Below are 17,869 nucleotides of genomic sequence, written 5' to 3' on the forward strand. Positions count from 1 at the left end.
ATGTCTAAATCATTTTGTTACACTCTATTTCATATGAAAATAGTTTCCTTATTCAGATGCATTCATAAGCACAATTCTCCAACCATCGGGATCCTCTATTGTGGTTCCCTTTTCTATCCAATACGGGTTTTCTGGTTCCACCTCATGATAGCCCATATTACTTAATCGATTCACTATCTTTTCAATTTCATCTTTATTAGGCATATAAAAAACTAGTAAATTATCTTTTGTCGGTGCCGGACATGGACTTCCATTAACATGTGTAGTAAACTCCAAATGATACTCTTCATCTGGTAATCCAAACATAACCCCGTCATATCCTTCGTGATTTTGAAATTCCCCTATACGTTTTAGTCCTAATCCTGTTTCATAAAAACTGATCACTTCTTCAAATTTATCTGTTGGTCTTGCAATTCTAAATCGAACCCAATTCTTCATGCAAATCTCCTCCTTTTCATTTTTCAAAGCTTTATAGTAATTAGTATAAGTTACATATATTCCCTTTAACATCCCTCATTAGTGTGAGCTTCCTAAGTTGAAAGACCTATTAGTTAATAAACAATAGGACTTTAGTATAATTTGCTATTTTGCATTGTTTCTAATGTTATCCATGACTGCCCAATTTGATTAACATATGGCCTTTCCTCATTACAAATTTTACAGCGAGAAGGTGCTTATTCATTTTCGGGATACTGTACTCCACATGTAGTGCAAATATAATTATTCATATTCCCGCTCCTTTTTTCATGTAATTGTTTCTTTATCAATATTTTAATAAAAATCAAAAATATTCGAATCAATAATTGGAACGAAAACGAAGTGATACGAAAGTATGATTTGGTGATTGAAAGTTTAAATAATAAAGTTTAAATTCATTCTATTTTTCAAAACTGCAATTGATATAAAATCTTGCATACTTTTGAGTAAACTTTTTTACACTTGTAAAAAAGTTTTTTTGCATTTCCCTACCTATAATTGCTAATATAGTAGAGTAGAACTTTTATAGAGAGAAGGAAAATTATGCACAATGGAATTCGAATGACAACTTTAGTAAAAAGGGCTATGTTAGTTTGTGCGGGGGTATTATTCACATACGAAGTGGCTTTTGGATCAGTACATACTGCTCTAGCTAGTACAGAGGATGAAGCAAAATCTGTTCAACTTGTAAGTGAGATTCAAACATCTCTTGCTCCGAAAGAAGCTCCAAAACATTATAACGGGCAAGTTAGAAAAGTCGCTTATTTAACATTTGATGACGGTCCTGGAAAATACACAGCTGAGCTTTTAGATATGTTAAAGAAAGAAAATGCAAAAGCAACATTCTTCCTAATTGGTTCAAACGTAAAAGCTTTCCCTGATCTTGTAAAACGCGAAGATGCTGAAGGCCACTACGTTGGGATGCACAGTATGACTCATAACTACAAGAAACTTTACACTGAAGGTCATTACGTAGATGAAATGAAGGAAGACCAAGGCTTAATCGCTGGTGTTTTAGGTAAATCACCAGTATTAACTCGTCCATCTTACGGCTCTATGCCAGGATTAAACGAAGCTCTTCGCAACAAAGTTGTAGAAAATGGCTTAAAAGTTTGGGATTGGACAATTGATTCTTTAGACTGGAAATATAACAAAATGCAAGTTGATGCTGCATCTGCTAAAATTGTAGAAAACGTTCTAGCTCATTCTACAAATCCAACAGAAGTTATCCTTATGCATGATATTCATCCACAATCAGTAAAAGCAGTACCTGGAATTATTAAAGGACTGAAAGAAAAAGGATATGAATTAGAAGCGTATAATGAGAACGAACACTTCCCATTAAACTTCTGGCATGATAATCGTATGTAATGAAAAGACTTGATTCCCTCTAGTAGGTTATCAAGTCTTTTTTATCGTTTTTAGAATTTCCTTATAGAGAAAACCTATACACGCTTGCACCATATCAATAGTATACGTCCCTTTCCTTTTATCAAATAAATTTAACTTTGAAATATCACATGCTATCTTTAACCTAGTTTAAATAAGTGGATGTTATATAATCGTATTTATAGTGCAAACTGAAGAAGCTTGGAATCAATTTAAGAAAGAAACGCGATAAGTAAAAAACTACAAAAGCGACTTATTCAAAATAAAAACATACATATCAGAATACAGTCAAAAAAGGATTGAATATACAATTTCAATCCTTTTTTTTATATTATCAACACTTTAGCACATATTACTCTTAAGGAGTGATATGTATATGGATTTTCTTTCATCTGAATATTTGTCTGCCTTGCTTGCCATTATTGTAATCGATTTAGTGTTAGCCGGAGATAACGCCATTGTAATTGGATTAGCAGCAAGAAGATTACCGAAAGACCAACAAAAGAAAGTTATCATTTGGGGAACCATTGGAGCAATCGCTATTAGGGCCCTCGCTACCTTAGTTGTCGTTTGGTTATTAAAAATACCTGGATTACTCCTAATTGGTGGTGTACTTCTTATTTGGATCGCTTACAAGCTGATCGCTGAGGGCAAAAATCATGATATTAAAGCCGAAGAAGGATTTTGGTCTGCTATTAAAACCATTATTATTGCTGATGCGTTAATGGGCATTGATAATGTACTCGCTGTTGCAGGAGCTGCCCATGGTAACTTTTCTTTAGTAATCATCGGACTATTAGTGTCTATTCCAGTAGTCGTATGGGGCAGTACATTAATTTTAAAATGGGTGGATCGTTTTCCTGTCATCATTACGATCGGAGCAGCCGTTTTAGCTTATACTGCCGCGAAAATGATTGTAGATGAGAAGTGGTTCGCTGGATTTTTCGAAAGTAACCCTTTCGTTAAATGGGCATTTATCATTATTATCATCGTCGGTGTAGTTTTCTTCGGAAAGGCAAAACAAAAAGCAACAGCTGGTTCTGTCTCATAATGATGGTATATTTACAAATAAAAGGCGCTATTCATATGAATAGCGCCTTTTATTATTTAGCTTCCCCTTCCGGAGTCGTTTTTACCTTTGTTTTGTTTTTATCACGGTTGTTATAGTTATACTTCGAACGATCTACTGGAGTGAATCCTTCCGGTGTGTAGAATCGTAATAAGTCACCATTTACGACTTGGTCAGAGTATTTTAGTGAGTTTTGAACCATTTGTTCATTTTTCTTTATTTCATCTGTAAATTCTACAGGTTTTCCAGTAGTTGTATCATAGTATTTGCCGTTTAGTGCAGTAACTGTTGGGCTTACGTAGTTACCGTTACGGAACGCAACGACTTGTTTATGATCTGGTGATAATAAATCAGAACCGAATTGAACATAATTCTTTGTATCTGTACCTAGTAAGTGTAATAGCGTTGGAAGAACGTCAATTTCACCACCATATTGATGTTGTACGCCACCTTTCACTCCTGGTACACGAACGATTAATGGTACACGTTGTAACTGTGCATTTTCAAATGAGTTCATTTCTTTACCCATTACTTTTGACATTGCTGCGTTATGATTATCTGAAATGCCGTAATGGTCTCCGTACATAACAATAATTGAGTTATCATATAAACCAGATTGTTTCAAGTAATCGATGAAGCCTTTTACAGATTCGTCTAAATAGCGTGCTGTTTGGAAGTACGTATCTACTGATGAATCACCTGTTGTTGCTGGTTCAATCGTTGCTTCTGCCTTATCGATTGGATAAGGGAAATGGTTCGATAACGTAATAAACTTCGTATAGAACGGTTGTTTCAACGTTTGTAATAACGGAATAGATTCATTAAAGAACGGTTTATCTTTTAACCCGTAGTTTACTACGTCTTTTTCATTCATATCGTAGTATGACGCATCAAAGAATTTATTAAAACCAAATGATTTATAAATATCATCACGGTTCCAGAATGTTTTGTAGTTACCGTGGAATACTGCTGATGTGTATCCTTGTTGTCCTAAAATAGCTGGTGCTGATTGATACGTATTATGAGATTTCGTTGTAAAGACAGAACCTTGCGGTAAACCAAACATTGAATTCTCTAACATAAACTCCGCATCAGATGTTTTCCCTTGTCCTGTTTGATGGAAGAAGTTATCAAAATAAAGTGTATTCGCATCTTTTGTAAATGAGTTTAAGAACGGTGTAACTTCTTGACCATTTAATTTGTAATCAATTAAGAAGTTTTGGAATGACTCTAAATGAATGTAAATTACGTTCATTCCCTTTCCTTTACCGAAATACTCAGGATTTGGACTTGCATAAGTTGATGTTAAATAATTTCGTACTTCTGTCATATTATCACCATCAGCTAATGCTCGTTCTGTCGATGCTTTCGCACTTTGAATTCCATCATAAATTGTGTAGTTGTATGCACCTAAATATTTCACAATATAATTACGGTCAAACGTTCTTGTTAATAATTCAGGACGGTCAGACTCTGCAAGACCTAAGTTAACACTGAATAATAAAATACCTGCTACAAATACTAGAGATAATTTATGCTTCGCAACACGAATTGGTTTTGGATTTGCAAATTTTGTTGCGACTAACACAATTAATATAATCGTGTCTAAGAAGTATAATGGATCATAAAGATGTAGCAATGCAAGAATACTACCACCTAAATCTCCAAAGTTATTCGTTTGTGTTAATGTCGGGAACGTAATAAAGTCACTGAAAAAGCGATAGTATACTACGTTTGCGTATAAAAGAATCGACAATAACAAATTAATGATAATTAACCAAATATAAGATCGTTTCCCTTTTGCAAATAATGCTAGTCCTAAAAATAGAACTGCTGAACTAAGCGGGTTAAAAAACAGCAAGAATTTTTGGATTGTGTTTGAAATTCCTAAATTGAATTCTGTTACATAAGCTGCATATGTTTTGAGCCACAATAAAATAACGGCAAACAGAAAGAATCCAAAATGATTGCTTAACACACTTTTGCTCTTTAATAAGAACTGTTTCATTTCTCCACCTCTTTTGATCATCCAAGGCTTATTTTTTTATAAGTCTGTCTCTCTATTCAAATTTTCTTCTTCAAATAGATTATCTTTATTTAACTATATGAAGAATATTAGTAATTATAATTTGAAGCTAGTATTTATTCAACTATTTCTTTCTAGACATTTTGACCTTGGTTTCTATTTAACAAAATAAATTTGTAACATTTCCTGTTTTCTCCCAAGATTCATCCACTAATTATGACACCCCATACTATATACCTTTATAAACTCATTCGCAAACTATTCTATCTCCAAATTTGGTACATATTTCACATGACAAAATAATACGATTTGATTATATTACTCCACTTACATTTCCCTTCTTCAACTAACTCTTTAAATCTTAAAGTCATTACATCCCTTCCATACATGAAAGAATTCTCCTGTTCATTAATATTATATTTGAATAATTATTCATTTGACCGACCAGCGATGTTACATTTTCTCGACAAAAAAACTCGCTCTAAAAAGAGCGAGTTTTTTCATTATATATTATTGACCTTTGTACATTGCATCTACTTGTTTTTGAAGTTCCTCATTTTCTAAGAACTCATCATAAGTAGCCTCTTTATCGATTACACCGTTTGGTGTTACTTCGATAATGCGGTTTGCAATTGTTTGCACGAACTGATGGTCATGAGATGTGAATAAGATTGTACCTTTGAATGCAATTAAACCGTTGTTTAATGCTGTAATTGACTCAAGGTCTAAGTGGTTCGTTGGATCGTCAAGTGTGATTACGTTCGCACCACTTAACATCATTTTAGATAACATACAACGAACTTTTTCGCCTCCAGATAATACAGAAACGTTCTTCTTAACTTCTTCACCTGAGAATAACATACGGCCTAAGAAACCACGTAAGAAGCTTTCAGACTCATCTTGTGGAGAGAATTGACGTAACCATTCAACTAAGTTGTAATCACTGTTCTCAAAGTACTTAGAGTTATCTCTTGGGAAGTAAGATTGAGAGGTTGTAACACCCCATTTGAATGAACCGCTATCCGGCTCCATTTCACCCATAAGAATTTTAAATAATGTTGTCATCGCAATATCGTTACGGCCGATAAATGCAACTTTATCACCTTTATTTAAAGTGAAGTACACATTATCTAACACTTTTTCACCATCAATTGTTTTAGAAAGACCTTCAACAGTTAATAAGTCATTTCCTACTTCACGCTCAGGTGTGAAGCCAACGAATGGGTAACGACGTGATGACGGTCTAATATCATCTAATGTAATTTTGTCTAATAATTTTTTACGAGAAGTTGCTTGTTTCGCTTTAGAAGCGTTTGAACTAAAGCGTGCAATGAAGTTTTGTAACTCTTTTACTTTCTCTTCTTTTTTCTTATTAGCATCTTGTGTTAATTTTAAAGCTAATTGGCTTGACTCATACCAGAAGTCATAGTTACCAACATAAAGTTGAATTTTACCGAAATCAAGGTCAGCCATGTGCGTACATACTTTATTTAAGAAGTGACGGTCATGGGATACTACGATAACTGTGTTTTCAAAGTTCATTAAGAAGTTTTCTAACCATTGAATCGCTTTTAAGTCCAAGTGGTTGGTAGGCTCATCTAATAATAGAATGTCAGGTTGACCGAATAAAGCTTGAGCAAGTAATACTTTTACTTTCTCTGCCCCAGTTAATTCTGACAATTTCTTATCATGAAGGTCTTCACCAATACCTAAACCTTTAAGAAGAATTGCAGCTTCTGACTCAGCTTCCCAACCGTTAAGCTCAGCGAACTCACCTTCAAGTTCAGCAGCGCGCATTCCATCTTCATCACTAAAGTCTTCTTTCATGTAAATAGCATTTTTCTCTTGCATTACTTTGTAAAGTTGCGTGTGACCCATAATTACTGTTTCTAATACTGGGAACTCTTCATATTCGAAGTGGTTCTGTTTTAATACTGCTAGACGCTCACCTGGCGTAATATGTATGTCACCTGTTGATGGTTCAATTTCTCCAGATAAAATCTTTAGGAATGTAGATTTACCAGCACCGTTTGCTCCGATTAAACCGTAGCAGTTACCTGGCGTGAATTTTATGTTAACATCTTCAAATAATTTGCGATCCGCGAAACGCAAACTAACGTTACTTACTGTAATCATTTGTGTCCTCCTACTAATACCGCTTATTTCAGCGTTTTCTCACCGATTGTCTTAAAAAATCGCATATTACGACTCAATTATTGTAGACTATAGCTATTATATAGTAGAAGCTGGATGAATAGCAACGGTTGATTACCTTTCTACAATGAAATCGGATAGTTTTTGTCCATTCCCCTAGCTATTTGTATGTATATCATCGACCTCTTTCTCATATAACCTTTCACTGCTCATTCTGTAATATATCGGATTCATTTTCATCTGAAATATTATATACCGAAAAAACTGTAGAGAAATCATTCCCTACAGTCTCTTCTTATTTCGTATTTATTATTTTCTCTTTGTAACTCTTCATTTTACTCGTTAACCCTATTAACGCCGGTAATAATATCGGCATCACAATTAAAGCTAATAGAAGAAGTGCAACACCAACTACTGACGCAACTTGTATAAGTGTTAATACACCTGATGGAATTAATGCTGCAAATGTCCCGCCTAAAATTAGCGCAGCTGATAATACAACTCCTCCTATATGACGAGATGCAGTTACAATTTTCGTTACCGAATCCCCTTCTACCTCGTTATAGCGCATCATTACGAAAATACTATAATCCACTCCTAAAGCGACAATCATAATGAAGCTAAAGAATGGAACATTCCAGCTTAATGACTCTACATGTAATACATGTGCACTAATTTGTTCGCTTATACCGAGTGATGCAAAGTACGCCAATAGTAATGAGCCAATAATAAATATTGTGTTTAGTAATGAGCGTGTAATTACGATTAATACAATCGCAATGCCAATCAACATAATCGTAGCTGTACGTAAGAAATCTTGCCCTGTTACTTCTTTTAAATCAACGTTTCTAGCTGTTGTTCCGCCAATTGCTGTTTTCGCATCATGTAATTCCGTTCCCTTTACAGTGCCATCGATTGTTTTATTGATTTCTTGAATAATTGGCATCGCTTCTTTTGAATACGGATTTACATCTAAAATGATAGTCATTTTAGCAATTTTTCTATCCTGTGACATGTACGTGTTCAATGCTTTTTGGAAATCTTCTCCCTCTAGCACTTCTTTTGGAATATAAAACTTCTCAGAGCTCTTCGATTCATTGAGCTCCCCTAAATATTTCTGTGCGTCATGCAGGCCATTACTTACTTTTCCAAGCCCTTCTGTACTTTTAGATAAACCAGATTGTAATTGCCCCATCTTTTCTTGCAGGTCTTTAAGGCCCGTTAAAAGTTGTCCTTGCCCATCGTTTATTTTCGTTAATCCAGATTGTAACTCAACTGATTTATTTGCAATTTGTTTTGAACCTGAAGAACCTTCATTTAATCCATTTTTAAGATCGGCTGCTCCCTTTTGTAACTTATTAACTCCATTGCTCATTTCTTTTAAGCCGTTATCCACTTTCAGTAACGATTGATTCGCTTCTTTAAATGAACTCATCGCCGTTTTGTGCTGCGTTGCTAATTGATTTAATTCATTTGAAAGTACGCTTAATTTCTTTTGAGCCTCTTTAGCAATTCCTATCGTTTGTTGTATGTTTGGATCATTCGCTAATTCCGGTTTCGTTTGAACGAAATTGGTCATTAACATTTCAATTTGTTCATACCCCTTTTTCGCACCATCAATCGCTTGAGAAATACTTCCGAAGTATTGATCGTAAGAGTTTAAACCTTTTTCTAACTGTGCATAACCAGCATGCAGCTGCGACGTTGCATTAGATAGAACATTTATATTTTCGTTTACTGAAGCTAAACCACTCTCAATTTGCTGTGCTCCTTGTACACCGTCGTTTATGCCATTTGATAATTGATGTAAAGCTGTTCCTAATGCTGATACCCCGTTTTTCGCCTCGTTCGTTCCATCAATTAATTTTTGAACATTCGCAAGACTATTTGAATCATTACTTCCCATTTTATTTTTCGCATCCGTTAATCCATCATTAATTTCCTTTATGCCACCATCGGCATCTCCTAATCCTGTATTCAATTCTCCCGCTTGCTTATTTAAATATAATTCTTTTATCTTCTCACCAGTTGGACGTGTTGGTGCATATACTTCTGACACACCTTTAACTTTCGAAATTTTATCAGTTAATTCATCTAAAATTTGTAGAGAAGTTCCTTCATCCAGCTTTTTATCAGATTGAATGACTAATGTACTCGGTGAAGAGAAACCAGGCGGAAAATGATCTTCTATTACGTTAATACCCATCTTTGATTCATACTTATTATCCACTTCAAATAAATCATTGTAATTAAGTGTATTAGAGTATTTTAATACGAAAGGAATCGATATTACGAATACGATGATTAAAGCGACAAATGGCCTTGCTACTGAGTTTTTCGCAAAGAATCCCCATAAGCGACCATCCTCATGACCTTTAAATGTTTTAACTGGATAAAACATTCCTTTTCCTAAAAGCACCATAAAAAATGGATTTAAAGTCGTTAATACGAGTAATAATACTAAAACACCAATTGCTACCGCTGAAGTAGATTGATATAATTTAAAACTTGCTAACGCAAGTGATGCAAAACCAATTAGCACCGCTATTCCGCTATATAATACAGTTTTACCTGCTGATTTGAATGTTTCTTTCGTAGCTAAAAATGCATTTTCTTGTTTACTTAATTCTTCTTTAAACCTCGTATATAATAAAATGTTATAATCTGTTCCTACCCCAAACAGGACGACGACTACGAACACTTGTGTAAAGTTTGAGAATGGAAAATTAAATTGATCTACAAGCTGGGCAATAATCCCCATTGAAACTAAATACGATATACCAACTGTAAGAAGAGAAACAATTGGAACAACTGGTGAACGGAATACGAGGATTAATACTACAAGAATGAAAATGATTGAAATAACTTCTGTCTTTTTCACTCCCTCTTGAGAGGATTTAAGAAAATCACCCGCTATTAAGTCACTTCCTGTTAAATACGTTTTTACCCCTTTCGTTTGCACTTTTTCATGAAGATTATTTGAAACTTTTGATATTTCACCATGTTTTTTATCTATCGATATTTGCGTTAAAATAGTCGTATTATCTTTAGAAACTAATTGTTTCTCCAAGTCTTTATTGTCTAAATGTGAAACAACTTCCTTAATTCCTAATTGCTCTTTTTCATTTTGCAGGGCGTTGATTGTTTTTGTTATTTCCTTTTTTTGTTCATCTGTTAAAGCTGCCTTATTGCCACTATTAAAAACGGCTATAATTTCATACTTTTCAACCCCTTCTTTATCCATCTCTTTCATCATCTTGTCAGCAATACTGCTTTGCTTTGTATTAGGGATTGTAATTTTCCCTTTTTCTTTCACTAATTGATCCATATTAGGCATCGTTACGACCATTGTAATAGTAATAACTATCCATAATAGAAAAGATAAACTTCTCCAACTTTTTAACTTGCTCATTTGAATCATCTCCCAATATGAAATTCACATGTGGAATGAATATTCATTTCTACTCTTTTGAAAACAATTTTCGGAATGAACGTTCATTCCTATCATTCTATTAAATTATTAATTAACTTTATTAAACTAGGTAAATCGGAATGAATATTCATTCCTTCGGTTATAAAGATTTATTATCTCCTGTTATTCTTTTTCATACCTTTTTTCGGAATGAATGTTCATTCCTGTCCTTATAACGCTATAGAATCAAATGATTCTAATAGCATTCCAACAACTTTCTTCCAATTCCTTTACCAATTCATCTGTATATTCTAACTGCCCTGTTTCCATTACTTTAATTAATTTTTCTATTGGTTGATATACAATAATAATTAAAGCAATTGGTGGTAATGGACGAAGCAAACCTTTTTCGATTCCATCTTCAATCAAGTTCATGAAGAAACCCATGAAGTCCTCGAATATTTCATTACTATGTTCATCTAGAAAATAACTATCACAGTGAGAATTTGTAAAAAGAAAAGCATCTGCATTTTGTCTCGCAAATTCAAATAAACGGTTGTATGTATGGCTAAACTGTTCACGAATATTTGCGTCGACCGGGAAATCATTTTTTATTAATTCCGATAGTTGTAAAACACTTTTCGTAAATAAAGAATTAACAAGCGCTTCTTTATTTTCAAAATAACGGTAAATTGTACCTGCACCTACTTTTGCTTTTTCAGCAATCATGGGAATTGTTGTACCATCATAACCTCGTTCTGCAAAAAGTTGTATTGCAGCATCAAAAATATCTTCTTGTTTGTTTTTAGCCATTTTTCCACCTCAATTTCCAGGAATGAAAATTCATTCCGTTTTTAATTATAAATTAGATGCGCTAAAAGTCAAGTGTGTGGCAAAGTATAGCTGTGATTTTTTATCCCCTATTTATGAATGAAATTATATGAGCGATTTTCTAGATATATTGGCGCAATTTAAAATTATATCAGCGATTTTCAGGATATATCAGCGAAACTCTAATTATATCAGCGATTCTCAGGATATATCAGCGAAACTCTAATTATATCAGCGATTCTCAGGATATATCAGCGAAACTCTAATTATATCAGCGATTCTCAGGATATATCGACTTACCGAAAGAAGTTCACAATATAAGAGGAGGCTATCCCAAAATTTCACTTGGGATAGCCCGCCTTCATACATGCAAATTAAAAGAAATCATAAATAAACGGCTTACGCACTGGTACTAAATTCTCAAATGATCGTATTGCCTCGTCACTTCCACTAATGAATTCAAGTTCATTTAGTTCTAATGGCCGTTTATATCCAAGCATTATTGCCGATAACGCAGTTATATCCAGTTTAATTCCTTTTTCAGTTTTTTCTTCTACAATTGTTATTTCATGATTTGCAAGTCTCACTGTTATGTTATTCCACGGAGCAAATGCATCTGTAATGTTTAGGATCACTTCTTGCTGTACATTGTTCCAATTCAACTCATATTGTTTTAAAAACTGCTCCACATCTACAATTCTTCCCATAAAATATGGTTTTATTTCTGTCTTCACGCGTGGCTCTTGCAATGAATATAATAACGGTTCGCTTTCACTTACTGTCATTTCAATTTCTTTAATCATAGAATCATGCTGACAAATAAAGTTCCACAGACCATTTCGTGCTTCATTATGCAGTGGTACAAATTCTTCTACTGTCATTTTATAGTTTTCTATTTTGTATAACATGTAACCTGCTGCCTTTTTATTTTCATCATAGTAAATCGCTAATGTTAAATCATCATAAACCGCTTGTAACCACCAGTTCTTCTCTCGAACTAACATACATGAAAAACGTTCTGCAAATGCTTCATAGAGCTTCTCGACTTCTTCTGGATGATTTTCTTTATTAAAACGTTTCACAGTACCATTTACTTGTTTTTTCATCACTAAATCGCTCTTACTCATATGACATTTGAGTAGATTCGCACAAAGTTCCCAGCCGTATTTACGGTAAAATGAAACAGCAAATGGATGTAACATAGAGACTGTAAAGCCATCTTTTTTCATTGTTTGAAGTGAATGTTGAAGTAGCTCTTTTACATACCCACTTCTTCTGTACTCTGGATACGTCGCTACTCCTGCAACGCCACCCATTTTAAATTTTTCTTTACCTATGTAAATATGAAACGGGATGAGGTGTAGTTTTGTAGCTAAGTCTTCCCCTTCCATAATGCCGTATATTTCATGACTTTCCTTCATTTTTGTAAGTTGCTGCTGTAATCGTTCCTCATCTACTGTATATTGAAAAGCGTATTCTGATAAACGTAATGCTTCTCTGAACTTATCTTCTTTTAATTGTATGACATTCATATAATTCTCCTCCATTCCCTGTTTGAATTATATCATAATTCTCACTATTATAATTCGGTAAGTGAAACTACAAGGACGTTTCAACAAAAAAAGCAGATACATCACGTATCTGCTTTCCATCCTTTTTATTTAGCTAATTTTTGAAGTTCGTCAAAGAATGTAGGATATGATACACCTACTGCTTCTGCATCTTCAATAATTGTTTTTCCTTCTGCCAGGCAACCAGCAATTGCAAGCATCATTCCGATACGGTGATCACCATAACTATTTACTGTATTGCCTTTTAGAGCTGATTTTCCGTAAATGATCATACCGTCATCAGTTGCTTCTATGCGAGCTCCTAGTTTCGTTAACTCAGCAACGACTGTATCAATACGGTTTGTTTCTTTTACTTTCAATTCATGTGCATCTTTAATTACTGTAATTCCTTCTGCTTGCGTTGCCGCTAATGCGATTACAGGAATCTCATCGATTAATCTAGGGATAATATCTCCGCCAATTTCAATTCCTTTTAATGAAGATGTTTCGATTGTAATATTTGCAGCTGGTTCTGATGCCCCTTCGTTAATTAGATCTACAGTGAACGTAGCACCCATTTTTTCTAAAACATCAATAATACCTGTACGGGTTGGATTCATCCCTACATTTTGTAATACTAGTTTACTATTTGGGATGATTGCACCTGCTACTAAGAAAAATGCTGCTGATGATACGTCACCTGGCACTTGAATGTCTGTTGCTGTTAATTTTTGTCCACCTGACAACTTCACTGTTTTCCCTTCGCGAGTTACTTTAACACCAAATGCTTCGAGCATTCTTTCCGTATGGTCGCGTGAAATATGTGGTTCTGTAACAGCTGTTACACCTTCTGCACGAAGACCTGCAAGTAAAATAGCCGACTTTACTTGTGCACTTGCAACAGGAGAAATATATTCAATTGCTTTTAAATCTCCGCCACGTATTGTTAACGGTGTAAATGTTCCTTCTTCTCGGCCGTCTATGTTTGCGCCCATTTGTTTTAATGGGTTTGTTACACGCTTCATCGGTCTTTTTGCGATAGATTCATCACCTTGTACGCAAGAGAAAAATGGTGTGTTAGCTAATATACCTGACATTAATCGGATTGTTGTACCAGAATTACCAACATCTAATACAGCTTTCGGTTCTTGTAAACCTTCTAATCCTTTACCAACTACAGTAACCTCATCACCGTTTTGCGTAATTTCTACTCCCATTTCTTTAAAACATGAAATCGTACTTAAACAGTCTGCACCGGGCAAGAAACCTTTAATTGTTGTTTTCCCTTCTGCAATAGAACCGAACATAACAGCACGGTGTGAAATGGATTTATCACCTGGGATTGTAATATTGCCATTCAATCCGTTATTAACAGGTTGTATTGTTCTTTCTTTCACGTTTTTCACCTTCTCATTTAAATTGTTTCATAAGTTTGGTATTCTTCTTCTCCAAGCGCTAGCTTTGCTTTCATACGATCTTCTTCCCTTTGGAAGCTAATACGTAATACCCCAAGCAGTCCTTCACGCGCTTCTAATATTTGCAAGTTCGTAATACTAATTTCCTCGCGCGCTAAAATACTCGTAATATGAGCCAATGCCCCCACCTTATCTAATACATCGACGTATAAGTCGTGATAGGCAGGAATTGCCCCTCTCTTTCTTACTGGTAAAGAATCACGGTATTCTTTCGCATCTGCAAAATAGTTTTGAATCTCGCCTGCATCTCCGGTAGAAACTGTTTTATATAAATCTTCCATTTCAGAGATCCACTCTTTTAATAATACCATTAAATGCTCTCGATTTTGCTTTACAATATCACTCCACATTTTTGGACTACTAGATGCGATACGTGTAATGTCTTTGAAACCTCCAGCAGCTAGTTGATGAATGAGCGGATTATCTCCTGCATGTTTCTCAACTTGCTTTACTAAACCTGCTGCGATAAGATGCGGAAAATGACTAACGATCCCTGTTACATAATCATGTTCTTCCGTATTTAAAACAAGAAAATGTGACCCTGTTCCTTTTAACCATACTTTAAGGTCTTCCACTTGTTTATTTGGCACGTGATTCATCGGTGTTAAAATGTAAAATGCATTTTCAAATAAATGTGCCTTTGCACTTTCAACTCCCGTTTTATGAGAACCCGCCATCGGATGTCCACCAATGAAAGAAACATCCTTTGAAAATAAAGCTTCCGCTTCGTTCATAATAGACCCTTTTGTACTACCAACATCAGTCACTATAACATCTTCTCGTAAACGGAATGACGCAAGTTTGTGTAATAGCTTCTTCGTTTCTTCAACTGGAGAAGCAAAAACAATTAAATGTGCCTCTTCACATGCACCCTGTAAATCACCTGCTATTTCATCTACTACGTGTAATTCTTTTGCACGCTCTACTTGCTCTTTAAATATATCGTACCCTGTTATTGTTACATCGTGCTCTTTCTTAATTGCTAATGCGAGAGAGCCTCCTATTAAACCTGTTCCAATTAATACTACCTTTTTACGCATTGGCCTCATCTCGAGACTTATTTTTTTTATTTTCAAAGTGTTGTTTTAACACTGAAATCACTCCTTCATTTTGCTCCCTTGTTCCAACTGTAATACGGACACCATTTGGGAATGGACGAATAATAAATCCTGCATGTGCACAAGCTTCATAAATCTCTCCAGCATTATCTACCGGTAAAAAGATGAAATTAGTTTGTGACGAATAAAATGGTATTTCGTTTTCCTTACAGAAACTCTCGTATTGCTGTAATCCTTCTGTATTCACGTGAACTATTTCTTTAATAAACTCGTCATCACCAAAAGCAATCGTAGCTGCTTTTTGCGCTAATGAAGATACGTTAAATGGTAAACGTACGACATTTAATTTCTCAATTAGCTCTTCCTGTCCAATCGCATATCCAACGCGGAAAGAAGCTAATCCGTACGCTTTAGAAAACGTTCTAAGTACAAGAATGTTTTTATGTTTTTCTAAAAGCGATAATGTCTCAGGGAAATCTTTTGCTGTTACGTATTCATAGTACGCTTCATCAATGACAATTAACGTATTCTCACTAATACCTTCAATAAATTGATTCAATTTTCGATCATTCACATATGTGCCTGTCGGATTGTTCGGATTACAAATCCATACGATTTTCGTATTATTATTTACTGCTAATGAAATTTCGTCTAAATCGTATACACCGTTATTTAAAGGAATTTCTTTCACTTCACAACCTTCAATAATTGCATGATGACGGTACTGCGGGAATGTCGCACCAGCTGTCACGATGTTATCTCCTGCCTTGAGTACTGCACGACTTATGATTTGAATGACTTCATCTAAACCACTACCACAAAGTACTTGTTCCATTTGCACATGCAACTTATCTGCGATTGTTTGACGGAGCGTTGTAGCACCTCCGTCAGGATATAAAGCATGTTCCAACCAAGAATTTTGCAACTCTTCTAAAACTCTCGGTGAACAACCGAATGGATTTTCATTCGATGCTAATTTCACAAACGAATGATCTCCGTACACTTCTTTCATTTGTTCTGGTGATTTACCTGGTTTATATGGTTGTAATGATGATAGTTGATCTTTTACTTGCACGTTAAACCCACCTTTTTATTAAAATTCTTTTGCGTAGTTATTGTGTTGCATAATGTTTTGTTTTAATAATTCCATACGATCTTTTCCGAATTGTTCGACTAGTGCATCTGCAAGTTCCCATGCCACAACAGATTCAGCTACTACACCCGCTGCTGGTACTGCGCAACTATCAGATCTTTCAATACTCGCTTGGAATGCTTCTTTCGTATCAATATCAACGCTTGCTAACGGTTTGTATAAAGTAGGAATTGGCTTCATCACGCCTCTTACGATAATTGGCATACCTGTTGTCATACCGCCTTCTAAACCGCCGGCATTATTCGTTTTTCTCGTGTATCCTTTTTCTTCATCCCACAGAATTTCATCATGCACTTTGCTTCCCGGTTGTCGTGCGGCTTCAAAACCTACGCCGATTTCAGCACCTTTAAATGCATTTATACTCATAATTGCGCCAGCAAGTTTTGCATCTAATTTACGATCGTAATGAACGTAACTACCAACTCCAATTGGCATACCTTCTGCAATGACTTCCACAATACCACCGATTGAATCTCCACTACTTTTTGCGTTGTCAATCGCATTCATCATTTCTTGCTCTACTTCTTTATCTAAACATCGAACTGGTGAGTTTTCAGTAATTGTTTTAATTTCTTCAATCGATAAGTTTGAAATATGTTTTGCTTTTACTCCACCAATTTCAAGAACATGTCCTGCAATTTCCACGCCTAATTCGCTTAAAATTTGTTTTGCAACTGCACCAGCAGCTACACGAACTGTCGTTTCTCTTGCAGATGACCGCTCTAATACGTTTCTTATATCACGATGACCATATTTAATTGCTCCATTTAAATCTGCATGTCCGGGACGTGGTTTTGTAATTGTACGTTTCATGTCTTTACTTTCTTTTTCCGAAATTGGCTCTGCACCCATTACTTTCGTCCAATGTTTGAAATCATCATTTTTTACAATTAACGTAATCGGTGATCCAAGTGTCATCCCGTGACGAACACCACTTACAATTTCAACTGTATCTGTTTCAATTTGCATACGTCTTCCGCGTCCATGACCTTTTTGTCTTCTTAATAATTCTTTATTAATATGTTCCGCCGTAAGTGTCAAACCTGCTGGTACACCTTCTAAAATAACTGTTAACTGCGGTCCATGTGATTCTCCAGCTGTAATGTATCTCATTTCTCTTGCCCCTTTACTATTTTTTTGTACAAAAAAGTCCCTACTGAGCGCTCAGTAGGGACGATATTTATCGCGGTACCACCCTAGTTGTAGACTTCTTTCGTCTACCTCTCTTCTTCTTTAACGATCGTTCGACCGTCTTACCCTCCAAAAGTTGTCGGG

The 17,869-nt window shown here is 35.2% G+C and carries 12 protein-coding genes and 1 other annotated feature (1 of these 13 cut by a window edge); of the genes, 2 read left to right on the forward strand and 10 right to left on the reverse strand.

All coding sequences use genetic code 11. The features are described from left to right. Positions 1-48 precede the first annotated feature (48 nt). On the reverse strand, positions 49-438 hold the full coding sequence (locus tag NST86_RS14725; RefSeq protein WP_000800682.1) for a VOC family protein: 390 nt from the start codon (positions 436-438) through the stop codon (positions 49-51). A 582-nt stretch (positions 439-1,020) separates the two neighbouring features. On the opposite strand from NST86_RS14725, the gene NST86_RS14730 reads away from it, so the two are divergent. Together NST86_RS14730 and NST86_RS14735 are read left to right on the forward strand one after the other, a co-directional pair. Continuing rightward, positions 1,021-1,848 (forward strand): peptidoglycan-N-acetylglucosamine deacetylase, encoded by an 828-nt coding sequence (locus NST86_RS14730; RefSeq protein WP_000551451.1) that lies wholly within the window; start codon positions 1,021-1,023, stop codon positions 1,846-1,848. A gap of 394 nt (positions 1,849-2,242) precedes the next feature. Next, positions 2,243-2,917 carry a TerC family protein gene (locus NST86_RS14735; protein ID WP_000346955.1) on the forward strand — a complete coding sequence of 225 codons (675 nt, stop codon included), beginning with the start codon at positions 2,243-2,245 and terminating at the stop codon, positions 2,915-2,917. Positions 2,918-2,969: 52 nt separating this feature from the next. Here NST86_RS14735 and NST86_RS14740 read toward each other — a convergent pair whose 3' ends face one another. The 9 genes from NST86_RS14740 to aroC form a co-directional block, all read right to left on the reverse strand. Further along, positions 2,970-4,943 carry an LTA synthase family protein gene (locus NST86_RS14740; RefSeq protein ID WP_000808770.1) on the reverse strand — a complete coding sequence of 658 codons (1,974 nt, stop codon included), beginning with the start codon at positions 4,941-4,943 and terminating at the stop codon, positions 2,970-2,972. A gap of 528 nt (positions 4,944-5,471) precedes the next feature. Then, on the reverse strand, positions 5,472-7,097 hold the full coding sequence (locus NST86_RS14745) for an ABC-F family ATP-binding cassette domain-containing protein (RefSeq protein WP_000633864.1): 1,626 nt from the start codon (positions 7,095-7,097) through the stop codon (positions 5,472-5,474). A 313-nt stretch (positions 7,098-7,410) separates the two neighbouring features. Beyond that, positions 7,411-10,527: an MMPL family transporter gene (locus NST86_RS14750; protein WP_140159017.1), complete on the reverse strand. Its 3,117-nt coding sequence runs from the start codon at positions 10,525-10,527 to the stop codon at positions 7,411-7,413. 246 nt (positions 10,528-10,773) lie between these two features. Further along, a complete protein-coding gene (locus NST86_RS14755; protein ID WP_001107290.1) occupies positions 10,774-11,340 on the reverse strand; it encodes a TetR/AcrR family transcriptional regulator in 567 nt (188 codons plus the stop codon). A 392-nt stretch (positions 11,341-11,732) separates the two neighbouring features. Beyond that, positions 11,733-12,890: a GNAT family N-acetyltransferase gene (locus NST86_RS14760; RefSeq protein ID WP_016118103.1), complete on the reverse strand. Its 1,158-nt coding sequence runs from the start codon at positions 12,888-12,890 to the stop codon at positions 11,733-11,735. Positions 12,891-13,015: 125 nt separating this feature from the next. After that, entirely contained in the window at positions 13,016-14,305 is a 1,290-nt protein-coding gene (aroA, locus tag NST86_RS14765; protein WP_000664630.1) for a 3-phosphoshikimate 1-carboxyvinyltransferase, read from the reverse strand. Between the two features lie 17 nt (positions 14,306-14,322). After that, the gene (tyrA, locus tag NST86_RS14770) at positions 14,323-15,423 is read right to left on the reverse strand and encodes a prephenate dehydrogenase (protein WP_016118104.1); all 1,101 of its coding nucleotides are present in this window, start codon (positions 15,421-15,423) and stop codon (positions 14,323-14,325) included. Beyond that, a complete protein-coding gene (hisC, locus tag NST86_RS14775; RefSeq protein WP_001197277.1) occupies positions 15,416-16,516 on the reverse strand; it encodes a histidinol-phosphate transaminase in 1,101 nt (366 codons plus the stop codon). Before hisC ends, tyrA begins: the two co-directional genes overlap by 8 nt. Positions 16,517-16,534: 18 nt before the next feature. Continuing rightward, complete coding sequence (gene aroC / locus NST86_RS14780; RefSeq protein ID WP_016118105.1) at positions 16,535-17,707, reverse strand: chorismate synthase; 1,173 nt, start codon at positions 17,705-17,707, stop codon at positions 16,535-16,537. Between the two features lie 53 nt (positions 17,708-17,760). Continuing rightward, positions 17,761-17,869, reverse strand: a binding site (T-box leader); it runs 111 nt beyond the window's last position.

It is taken from the genome of Bacillus sp. FSL L8-0199 (assembly GCF_038005705.1).
GTDB lineage: Bacteria > Bacillota > Bacilli > Bacillales > Bacillaceae_G > Bacillus_A > Bacillus_A cereus.

Bases quoted from the DNA above. Each gene is read 5' to 3' on its own strand.
- NST86_RS14725 (WP_000800682.1), bottom strand. From the start codon at position 438: ATGAAGAATTGGGTTCGATTTAGAATTGCAAGACCAACAGATAAATTT.
- NST86_RS14730 (WP_000551451.1), top strand. From the start codon at position 1,021: ATGCACAATGGAATTCGAATGACAACTTTAGTAAAAAGGGCTATGTTA.
- NST86_RS14735 (WP_000346955.1), top strand. From the start codon at position 2,243: ATGGATTTTCTTTCATCTGAATATTTGTCTGCCTTGCTTGCCATTATT.
- NST86_RS14740 (WP_000808770.1), bottom strand. From the start codon at position 4,943: ATGAAACAGTTCTTATTAAAGAGCAAAAGTGTGTTAAGCAATCATTTT.
- NST86_RS14745 (WP_000633864.1), bottom strand. From the start codon at position 7,097: ATGATTACAGTAAGTAACGTTAGTTTGCGTTTCGCGGATCGCAAATTA.
- NST86_RS14750 (WP_140159017.1), bottom strand. From the start codon at position 10,527: ATGAGCAAGTTAAAAAGTTGGAGAAGTTTATCTTTTCTATTATGGATA.
- NST86_RS14755 (WP_001107290.1), bottom strand. From the start codon at position 11,340: ATGGCTAAAAACAAACAAGAAGATATTTTTGATGCTGCAATACAACTT.
- NST86_RS14760 (WP_016118103.1), bottom strand. From the start codon at position 12,890: ATGAATGTCATACAATTAAAAGAAGATAAGTTCAGAGAAGCATTACGT.
- tyrA (WP_016118104.1), bottom strand. From the start codon at position 15,423: ATGCGTAAAAAGGTAGTATTAATTGGAACAGGTTTAATAGGAGGCTCT.
- aroC (WP_016118105.1), bottom strand. From the start codon at position 17,707: ATGAGATACATTACAGCTGGAGAATCACATGGACCGCAGTTAACAGTT.